Genomic DNA, 9,222 nt, shown 5'->3' with positions numbered 1-9,222 from the left:
ATTAACGTTGAATATTTATTTATGCCATCTAACAGCCTAGTAGTAATGACCACGACCATTATTATTACCGACACGACACATGTTGGGGCAGGCTGCTGAGCGAAAGAAATTCACAAAAAAGGCCTGTATCCAACAAGATACAGGCCTTTTTTTATGCTTTTTTATCCAGAATTTAGACAAATTTAAGAAGATATACCGGAGGAAGGGATGCGAGTATTGAAGTTTGGCGGATCATCACTAGCTGATGCAGATCGCTTTTTGAGAGCGGCAGACATTATTGCCAATAACGCTCAACAAGAAGAAGTGGCGGTTGTTCTTTCCGCTCCTGGTAAAACAACAAACAAATTGGTTGCGGTCATTGAAGGCGCATTGCGCAATGGTGAAGCAGAACTACAAATCAAAGAGTTGGAGGAGTCGTTTAAAACGCTCTTCACTCAAGTCCAAGCAGTACTACCCAATATCGATGGTTCAGCTTTCGATAACCAAGTGAAAACTTCTCTCTCTCAATTACGCCAATTCGTTCATGGCATCAATCTTCTTGGCATGTGCCCAAACAATGTTAATGCACGTATTATTAGCAAAGGCGAACGCGTTTCGATTCAATTGATGAAAGCGGTGTTAGAAGCCAAAGGCCAGCCTGCACATCTTATCGACCCAGTTGAATACCTATACGCAAAAGGTGATCACCTTGAAGCCATGGTCGATGTTGAAGTTTCGACTCAGAACTTCCGCCAGAATCCTCTTCCTCAAGGTCATGTGAACATCATGCCTGGCTTTACCGCAGGTAACGAGAAAGGTGAATTGGTAACACTTGGTCGCAATGGCTCTGATTATTCGGCGGCGGTTCTTGCGGCGTGTCTGCGCGCAGATTGCTGTGAGATCTGGACAGACGTAGATGGTGTGTACAACTGTGACCCTCGCTTAGTCGAAGATGCTCGCCTACTTAAATCTCTTAGCTATCAAGAAGCGATGGAGCTTTCTTACTTCGGTGCTTCCGTTCTGCACCCGAAAACCATCGCCCCAATCGCACAGTTCCACATCCCATGTCTGATCAAAAACAGCTTTAACCCACAAGGTGCAGGAACTTTGATTGGGCAAGACACTGGTGAAGACAATCTGGCGATCAAAGGTATCACGACGCTAAACGACCTAACTATGGTTAACGTCTCCGGCCCAGGTATGAAGGGTATGGTTGGCATGGCAAGCCGCGTATTTGGTGCAATGTCTTCCGCTGGTGTGTCTATTGTTCTTATTACTCAGTCTTCTTCTGAGTACAGCATTAGCTTCTGTATTGAGGCAGAAGATAAAGCAAAAGCGCAACAAGTACTGGCCGATGCGTTTGAGTTGGAACTGAAAGATAGCTTATTAGAGCCGGTCGAGTTTATTGATAATGTTTCAATCATAACGTTGGTTGGTGACGGCATGCGTACATCGCGCGGTGTTGCATCTCGCTTCTTCTCATCTCTTGCTGAAGTGAACGTAAACATTGTAGCCATCGCACAGGGCTCATCTGAGCGTGCTATCTCAGCCGTGATTCCTGAAGATAAAATCTCTGAAGCGATCAAAGCGTGTCACGAAAACCTATTCAACTCTAAGCACTTCTTAGACGTATTCGTGGTTGGTATTGGTGGCGTTGGTGGTGAGCTGGTGGATCAGATCGAGCGTCAACAGGCGAAGCTTGCGGAAAAAGGCATCGTTATTCGCGTGTGTGGCTTGGCAAACAGCAAAGGTCTTCTGCTTGATAGTGAAGGTCTGCCACTCGATCATTGGCGTGATCGTATGTCGGCAGCGACAGAAGAGTTCAGCCTAGCGCGTTTGATTTCTTTGGTTCAACGTAACCACATCATCAACCCAGTATTGGTTGACTGTACATCAAGTGAAGATATTGCGAATCAATACGCTGATTTCCTAGCTGCTGGTTTCCATGTCGTTACACCAAATAAAAAAGCAAATACAGCAAGCATGGCTTACTACCATCAGCTTCGCGATGTTGCGCGCAGCTCTCGTCGCAAGCTGATGTACGAAACAACTGTGGGGGCGGGTTTACCGGTAATCGAAAACTTGCAAAACCTAATCTCAGCGGGTGATGAGCTAGAGCGCTTCAGCGGTATTCTTTCTGGCTCTCTGTCATACATCTTCGGTAAGTTAGATGAAGGTATGAGCCTAAGTGAAGCTACTAATATCGCAAAAGAAAATGGTTTTACTGAACCGGATCCTCGTGATGATCTTTCTGGTATGGATGTCGCGCGTAAGCTTCTGATCCTAGCTCGTGAAGCAGGCATGTCTCTAGAACTAGAAGACGTTGTGGTTGATCAAGCACTGCCACCAGGTTTTGATGATTCTGGTAGCGTTGATGAATTTATGGCGCGTTTACCTGAAGCAGACGCTTACTTTAAAGAATTATCTGCAAAGGCAGCGGAAGAAGGCAAAGTACTGCGCTACGTTGGTGAGATTAATGAGGGCAAGTGCACAGTAAGCATCGCAGCGGTGGATGAAAACGATCCAATGTATAAAATCAAGGACGGTGAAAACGCACTGGCATTTTACAGCCGTTACTATCAGCCAATCCCACTAGTGTTACGTGGCTATGGTGCAGGCACCGAAGTAACGGCTGCGGGTGTATTTTCTGACGTGATGCGTACTTTAGGTTGGAAACTAGGGGTATAACAATAATGAGTTCAAGTGATATGGATGTAGTGGTTTATGCCCCAGCATCAATTGGTAATGTAAGCGTTGGCTTTGATGTGCTGGGGGCGGCCGTGTCCCCAGTGGATGGGACCTTGCTAGGTGACAGAGTGCAAGTTAAGGCAGGGACTGAGCCGTTCAGTCTGAAAACTGCGGGTAATTTTGTCTCTAAGTTGCCTACAGAGCCAAAAGAAAACATCGTTTACGATTGTTGGCTGGTGTTTTCTTGCGAGCTAGATAAAAAAGGTGTTGAGCTAAAACCACTTGAAATGACGCTAGAAAAGAACATGCCAATTGGCTCTGGTTTAGGCTCAAGTGCATGTTCTATCGTCGCTGCATTAGATGCATTGAACCGATTCCATGGACTGCCACTTAACGAGACAGAATTATTGGCGCTGATGGGAGAGATGGAAGGCAAGATCTCTGGTGGTATTCACTACGACAACGTTGCGCCATGTTACCTTGGTGGTGTGCAACTGATGCTTGAAGAATTGGGTATCATCAGTCAAGAAGTGCCTTGCTTTGATGATTGGTACTGGGTGATGGCGTATCCGGGTATCAAGGTATCAACGGCGGAAGCGCGTGAGATCCTACCATCTCAATACCGCCGACAAGATATAATTGCTCATGGTCGCCACCTTGCGGGCTTTATTCATGCGTGTCATTCTGGTCAGCCAGAACTTGCTGCAAAAATGATCAAAGACGTGATCGCAGAACCGTATCGTGAGAAACTGCTTCCAGGTTTTGCGAATGCACGTCAATACGCAGCGTCTGCGGGAGCATTGGCAACCGGTATTTCTGGCAGTGGTCCGACACTGTTCAGTATTTGCAAAGAGAAAGATGTCGCTGAGCGAGTTGCTCGCTGGTTAGAACAAAACTACGTACAAAACGAAGAAGGATTCGTCCACGTTTGTCGTCTAGATAAGCAGGGTTCGAAAGTAACAGGAAGTGAGCTATGAAGCTTTACAATATAAAAGAAAATGATGAACAAGTTTCCTTTGGCCAAGCCGTTCGCCAAGGGTTAGGCCGTAACCAAGGTCTATTTTTCCCATCGGAATTACCAAAATTTGAAGATATCGATGCGCTGCTTGCAGAAGACTTTGTCTCTCGTAGCACTAAGATTCTATCGGCGTTAATTGGAGATGAACTTACAGAGGAGCAAGTGAATGCTCTTGTTGATGCTGCATTCCAATTCCCTGCGCCTATCAACCAAGTAAAAGATGGTGTTTACGCACTGGAGCTGTTCCATGGCCCAACGCTTGCGTTTAAAGACTTTGGTGGTCGCTTTATGGCGCAATCTCTTGCAGCCGTTTCGGACGGTGGCAAGATCACCATTCTGACTGCAACTTCTGGCGATACTGGCGCAGCCGTTGCGCATGCTTTCTACGGTATGGAAGACATCAACGTTGTGATTCTTTATCCGAAAGGCAAGATCAGCCCACTGCAAGAGAAGCTATTCTGTACGCTTGGTAAAAACATTCACACTGTCGCGATCGATGGAGACTTCGATGCGTGTCAGGCACTGGTTAAGCAAGCTTTTGATGATTCTGCACTGCGTGAAGAGATCGGTCTGAACTCTGCAAACTCAATCAACATCAGCCGTTTGATGGCGCAAATCTGTTACTACTTTGAAGCCGCTGCGCAAATGAGCAAACAAGAGCGTGAAAACCTTGTTGTGTCTGTACCAAGTGGTAACTTTGGTAACCTAACTGCTGGTCTATTGGCAAAAGCGTTGGGCTTGCCTATCAAACGCTTTATCGCTGCAACTAATGCCAATGACACGGTTCCTCGCTACCTAGAAACAGGTAAGTGGGAGCCAAAACCAACAGTCGCAACAACATCGAACGCGATGGACGTGAGCCAACCAAACAATTGGCCTCGTATTGAAGAGCTGTGCCGCGTGAAAGAGTGGGGCTTGGAGACGTTAGGTAAAGGCGCAGTATCTGATGAGCAAAGCGCACAGTCAGTGAAAGATTTACATGCTCTAGGCTACCTATGCGAACCGCATGGTGCGATTGCTTACCGAGTGCTTGAAGAACAATTGCAAGACGGTGAAACCGGTCTGTTCCTATGTACTGCTCACCCTGCGAAGTTCAAAGAAGTGGTGGATGATATTCTAGAATCCGATATCGACCTTCCTGCGCCACTAGCGAAGCACGCTGCGATGGAGCTGCTATCGGAAGAGCTCGACGCAGACTTTGACGCATTGAAACAAGTACTGCGCCGCGTGCAGTAAGCTTCAAAGTATAGTAAGTATCAAAAACAGAAATAACGAGAGGTGAATGAGTAATCATTCACCTTTTTTATTGTCGGTAAGTTGTGACTCTCTTTATGATTGAGAAACGAACTTAACTAAATGAGATAGAAAGAGAAGCATGCATTTTTTGATTTTTCTTGGCTCAGTGAGAAACAGCACGCCACCACGACCAGCCCGTTTAGGAATGCGAGTCAGTAAAGCGTGTGAAAAACTCATCGCGAGTCAACATTCGCAACATATGGTCGAAATCATCGACCCTTTGAATTACGACTTTGGCGATGTGTTTAAGCCCGAGTTTGCTTATCACCGCTCTAAAGTTCCGCAGCACCTAAGTGAGCTGGCAGACAAAATCAAACATGCGGATGGGTATGTGATGGTTAGCCCGGAATATAACCATTCGATGAGTCCTGCTTTGGCGAACATGCTTAACCATTTCGGCAGTTCGCTGTTTTCTTACAAGCCGAGTGCTATCGTGACCTATTCTGCCGGACAATGGGGTGGTGTTAGAGCTGCCGTTTCTATGCGTACCTTCTTATCTGAACTTGGATGTTTACCTGTCTCTGCGATGATCCACATTCCGAAAGCGCAAGAAGTCTTTGATGAACAGGGCGTTGCTGCGGATGAGTCGGAGCAGACGCAGTGGGACAACTATATGAATCGCACGATGCATCAATTGATTTGGTGGGCAGAAGGGGCGTCACTGCAAAGAGATAGGCTTGATCCAACCTCTTTAGCGCAAGCGTTTCAGAAAGATCCTTCGCAAAGAAATGCACCTTAGAGGCGAGTTGCTTTCCATTATAGAAAGGGTTTAGAAGGATTCTGAAACAAAAAAGCTTGGTCATTGCTGACCAAGCTTTTTAAATTCTAGCGAGCTAGTTTACTGAGAGATTATAGAGTCTCAGTAAAAGTACGAGCGATTACATCACGTTGTTGCTCTGGAGTTAGCGAGTTAAAACGTACTGCGTAACCAGAAACACGAATAGTTAGTTGTGGGTATTTCTCTGGGTGTGCAACTGCATCTTCTAGTGTTTCGCGTTTAAGCACGTTCACGTTTAGGTGTTGGCCGCCTTCGATACGAGGAGCAGTTTCGATTGCAACTTCACGGCTTTCGTATTCACCTAGGTCGCTGATTGCGATAACTTGGTCTGCTTCGTAGCCAGCAGTTGCAGCAACACAACGAGCTTCATTTTTTTCGCTATCTAATAGCCAGATAGAGTTTAGTAGGTCGTCGTTTGCCGCTTTTGTAATTTGGATACCTTGGATCATCACTATCTCCTAGACCACTTACGTGGTGATTATTGGTGTTAATTTTCGAATTTTCGTTGAGCTGAGTATTATATAGCTAATATCCACTATTTTAATATTGATTTAAGTCAAAAAACAACCAAAAACATTATTTTTATTAAGGTAATTTTATTGAGTTAAATCAATAAAACCTTTGAAAACAAACTAATTACAATTTATTTGATAATATAAAAAATATTTAATAACTAGTTTTGTTGTAAATTTACTACAAATTGAGATTAAAGTTTAAACTGGTTAACGCAACTATCTGTATTTAGGTAGCAATACTGAAAGTCTAAAGTGATTAAATGACAAACATGAAAAACAAGCTTGGGAATAAACTCATTGGTGCACATGTCTCTGCTGCTGGTGGGGTCGATCAAGCTCCGTTGAGAGCTCGTGAAATTGGCGCGAATGCATTCGCACTATTTACAAAAAACCAACGCCAGTGGGTGGCGAAGCCTTTAGAAGCAAAAACCATCAGTGCGTTTAAAGCGAACTGTAAAATGCTGGGTTTCGGAGCAGAACATATTCTTCCCCATGATTCTTATCTGATTAACTTGGGTGCGCCGGAAGAAGAAAAGCTGAATAAATCCCGCGCGGCATTTATTGATGAAATGGAGCGTTGTAATCAGTTAGGGCTGACTTTGCTTAACTTCCACCCGGGTAGTCACCTAAAGAAAGTCTCTGAACAGGAGTGCCTCGCAACGATCGCCGAGTCGATCAATCTTGCGCATAAAGCGGTGCCGAATGTGATCGCTGTTATCGAGAATACGGCAGGTCAAGGCACTAACTTAGGCTGGAAGTTTGAGCACCTTGCTGAAATCATCGAGCAAGTGGAAGATAAAGATCGTGTCGGCGTTTGTATTGATACCTGCCATACCTTTACGGCTGGTTATGACTTACGTACAAAAGAAGATTGCGAGCGCACCTTTGCAGAGTTCGACCGTATCGTAGGTATGCACTATTTAAGAGCAATGCATCTAAATGATTCAAAAGTAGAGTTTGCCAGCAAAGTAGATCGCCACCATTCGCTAGGTAAAGGAGAGATCGGGTGGGATTGCTTTGAGTACATCGCGAAAGACCCTCGTTTTGATGGTATCCCTCTGATTTTGGAAACAATTGATCCAGATATTTGGCAGCAAGAGATCAACACGTTGCGTCAATTCCATTTAGCGGCCATTGACAGTTAATGGCGTAACCACAAAGTTGGCACCTTTCTTTCTTAGTCATTGAACATCAATCTCTGAATTAGCAAAGAAGGATGCCAACATGTCTCGACCATTCTCTTTTACTCCTTATACTTACACTCGTCGTGTGCTTCGCTTACCGATGCCTAATCGTCACATTACCGGACAGGGGCATTTTCGAACGCCACAGAAGCATTAGTCTTTTATTACTTGTCTCAAGTTCGTGGTAAGTTTTTGTTTGTTTGAGTTTCGCTCGTTAGAATAGAAGCAAAATTTAGGACAGGAACTTTCCATGAATCAGTCACCCACTTGGCACGATGTGATCGGCGAAGAGAAAAAGCAGAGCTACTTTGTAGACACCTTGAATTTTGTTGAAGCCGAACGCGCCGCAGGCAAAGCTATTTTTCCTCCCGCAAAAGATGTCTTTAACGCGTTTCGTTTTACCGAGTTCAAAGACGTTAAGGTCGTGATTCTAGGACAAGACCCATACCACGGCCCAAATCAGGCGCATGGCCTGTGTTTCTCTGTACTTCCTGGCATTAAAACGCCACCGTCACTGGTTAATATGTATAAAGAGCTGGCGCAAGATATTGAAGGTTTCCAAATCCCTCAGCATGGTTTTTTGCAAAGCTGGGCTGAACAAGGCGTATTGTTACTCAATACGGTATTAACGGTGGAGCAAGGTAAAGCGCATTCACATTCAAAGACAGGTTGGGAAACGTTTACTGACCGAGTGATTGAAGCCATTAATCAGCATCAAGAAGGTGTAGTGTTCTTGCTGTGGGGGTCACACGCGCAGAAGAAAGGGCGCTTTATCGATCGCAACAAGCACCATGTGTTAGCTGCCCCACACCCATCGCCACTTTCTGCACATCGAGGCTTTTTCGGTTGTAAGCATTTCTCTCAAGCAAACCAGTTGCTTACATCACAAGAAAAAGCACCAATTAACTGGCATTTGCCATTAACTGTATAAATGAAGAGACAGCGATCATGGATGCTATGATCGCTGTTTTTTTGAGCACGCTCGAGGCTGATAGTAAATTTCTCATGTACACTTACTAAAAGTAGGTGTTAAGGAGAGACGCTATGATGATCGAAAGAATTCGACGCGAACATGGTTATATGGTTCGTCTGTTGGCGATACTGCGCCATAAGCTTAATGAGATAAAAAAAGAACGTGTAATCAACTATGCGTTAGTAAGCGAGATTGTTGATTACCTCTCTAATCATTCGGAGAAAGTACACCACCCGAAAGAAGATATCCTCTATCACCACTTTCTTGAACACTATGGTAAGCAACAAACCATGGAAAATTTAGAGAAAGAACATCTAGAGTTAGCGAGTAAAACCAGAGAGTTTTCATCCGTGATAGAGATGATCCTTCAGGATGCTGTTGTGCCACAAGACATGTTCGTCGCTCACCTAGAAGATTTCATTGAATCGCAAAGGCGCCACTTGGAGCTAGAAGAGCGAAAAATTTTGCCTCTCATTGAAGAGTTATTTACCACAGAAGATTGGCAGCATGTCGAGAGCTTATGGAGCGTCAGTGAGGATGACCCTGTATTTGGTGACACGATTGCTGATCGTTATAAGCAGTTGGCCGAACGTGTTCGTCAAAGTGATACTGAGTATGTTTAAGACTGAATGATGAAACCTGAGCGAGCGAAAGTCGTCTCTCGGGTTTGTGAGATACACTTCTTATTTATTGGGAATCAAACGAAAATTTCGTGTGCATATTTCTCGGCAAAAAGTACGGAAGATTCTCATTGAGTAATAATGGTATTCATACTTAAACCTTGGTACATA

Annotated in this window: 9 protein-coding genes and 1 other annotated feature; of the genes, 8 read left to right on the top strand and 1 reads right to left on the bottom strand. The window is 44.7% G+C overall.

Features of this window, described 5'->3' with window-relative positions; genetic code table 11:
* The first annotated feature begins 21 nt into the window (after nt 1–21).
* The 5 genes from thrL to R7E51_RS22305 all read left to right on the top strand — a co-directional run bounded on the left by thrL (nt 22) and on the right by R7E51_RS22305 (nt 5,720).
* Complete coding sequence (gene thrL, locus R7E51_RS22325; RefSeq protein ID WP_074192076.1) at nt 22–99, top strand: thr operon leader peptide; 78 nt, start codon at nt 22–24, stop codon at nt 97–99.
* Nucleotides 35–154: a sequence feature (Thr leader region), on the top strand. (Overlaps the previous gene by 65 nt.)
* 53 nt (nt 155–207) lie before the next feature.
* On the top strand, nt 208–2,667 hold the full coding sequence (gene thrA / locus R7E51_RS22320; RefSeq protein WP_017821509.1) for a bifunctional aspartate kinase/homoserine dehydrogenase I: 2,460 nt from the start codon (nt 208–210) through the stop codon (nt 2,665–2,667).
* Nucleotides 2,668–2,687: 20 nt separating this feature from the next.
* The gene (thrB, locus tag R7E51_RS22315; protein ID WP_206958071.1) at nt 2,688–3,644 is read left to right on the top strand and encodes a homoserine kinase; all 957 of its coding nucleotides are present in this window, start codon (nt 2,688–2,690) and stop codon (nt 3,642–3,644) included.
* On the top strand, nt 3,641–4,921 hold the full coding sequence (thrC, locus tag R7E51_RS22310) for a threonine synthase (RefSeq protein WP_206958052.1): 1,281 nt from the start codon (nt 3,641–3,643) through the stop codon (nt 4,919–4,921). The genes thrB and thrC overlap by 4 nt, the downstream gene beginning before the upstream one ends.
* A gap of 139 nt (nt 4,922–5,060) precedes the next feature.
* The gene (locus R7E51_RS22305; RefSeq protein WP_206958054.1) at nt 5,061–5,720 is read left to right on the top strand and encodes an NADPH-dependent FMN reductase; all 660 of its coding nucleotides are present in this window, start codon (nt 5,061–5,063) and stop codon (nt 5,718–5,720) included.
* A 110-nt stretch (nt 5,721–5,830) separates the two neighbouring features.
* Here the strand turns inward: R7E51_RS22305 and grcA are convergent, their stop codons facing one another.
* Nucleotides 5,831–6,208: an autonomous glycyl radical cofactor GrcA gene (grcA, locus tag R7E51_RS22300; protein ID WP_005381814.1), complete on the bottom strand. Its 378-nt coding sequence runs from the start codon at nt 6,206–6,208 to the stop codon at nt 5,831–5,833.
* 326 nt (nt 6,209–6,534) lie between these two features.
* Between grcA and nfo the strand changes: the two genes are divergently transcribed.
* From nfo to R7E51_RS22285, 3 genes are all read left to right on the top strand, one after another.
* Complete coding sequence (nfo, locus tag R7E51_RS22295) at nt 6,535–7,419, top strand: deoxyribonuclease IV (RefSeq protein ID WP_017821508.1); 885 nt, start codon at nt 6,535–6,537, stop codon at nt 7,417–7,419.
* Nucleotides 7,420–7,708: 289 nt separating this feature from the next.
* Nucleotides 7,709–8,389, top strand: coding sequence for a uracil-DNA glycosylase (gene ung, locus R7E51_RS22290; RefSeq protein WP_005382846.1), 681 nt, complete (start codon nt 7,709–7,711; stop codon nt 8,387–8,389).
* A gap of 113 nt (nt 8,390–8,502) precedes the next feature.
* On the top strand, nt 8,503–9,054 hold the full coding sequence (locus R7E51_RS22285; protein ID WP_017821507.1) for a hemerythrin domain-containing protein: 552 nt from the start codon (nt 8,503–8,505) through the stop codon (nt 9,052–9,054).
* Nucleotides 9,055–9,222: the final 168 nt, after the last annotated feature.

It is taken from the genome of Vibrio sp. Vb1166, assembly GCF_033338695.1.
Taxonomy (GTDB): domain Bacteria; phylum Pseudomonadota; class Gammaproteobacteria; order Enterobacterales; family Vibrionaceae; genus Vibrio; species Vibrio alginolyticus.
The sequence above is the reverse complement of the archived record's forward strand: the minus strand, read 5'-3'. Positions and strand labels throughout refer to the sequence as shown.

Excerpts from the sequence above, each read along its gene's own strand:
- R7E51_RS22305 (WP_206958054.1), top strand. The coding sequence starts at position 5,061 with ATGCATTTTTTGATTTTTCTTGGCTCAGTGAGAAACAGCACGCCACCA.
- thrA (WP_017821509.1), top strand. The coding sequence starts at position 208 with ATGCGAGTATTGAAGTTTGGCGGATCATCACTAGCTGATGCAGATCGC.
- grcA (WP_005381814.1), bottom strand. The coding sequence starts at position 6,208 with ATGATCCAAGGTATCCAAATTACAAAAGCGGCAAACGACGACCTACTA.
- thrL (WP_074192076.1), top strand. The coding sequence starts at position 22 with ATGCCATCTAACAGCCTAGTAGTAATGACCACGACCATTATTATTACC.
- thrB (WP_206958071.1), top strand. The coding sequence starts at position 2,688 with ATGGATGTAGTGGTTTATGCCCCAGCATCAATTGGTAATGTAAGCGTT.
- R7E51_RS22285 (WP_017821507.1), top strand. The coding sequence starts at position 8,503 with ATGATGATCGAAAGAATTCGACGCGAACATGGTTATATGGTTCGTCTG.
- ung (WP_005382846.1), top strand. The coding sequence starts at position 7,709 with ATGAATCAGTCACCCACTTGGCACGATGTGATCGGCGAAGAGAAAAAG.
- thrC (WP_206958052.1), top strand. The coding sequence starts at position 3,641 with ATGAAGCTTTACAATATAAAAGAAAATGATGAACAAGTTTCCTTTGGC.
- nfo (WP_017821508.1), top strand. The coding sequence starts at position 6,535 with ATGACAAACATGAAAAACAAGCTTGGGAATAAACTCATTGGTGCACAT.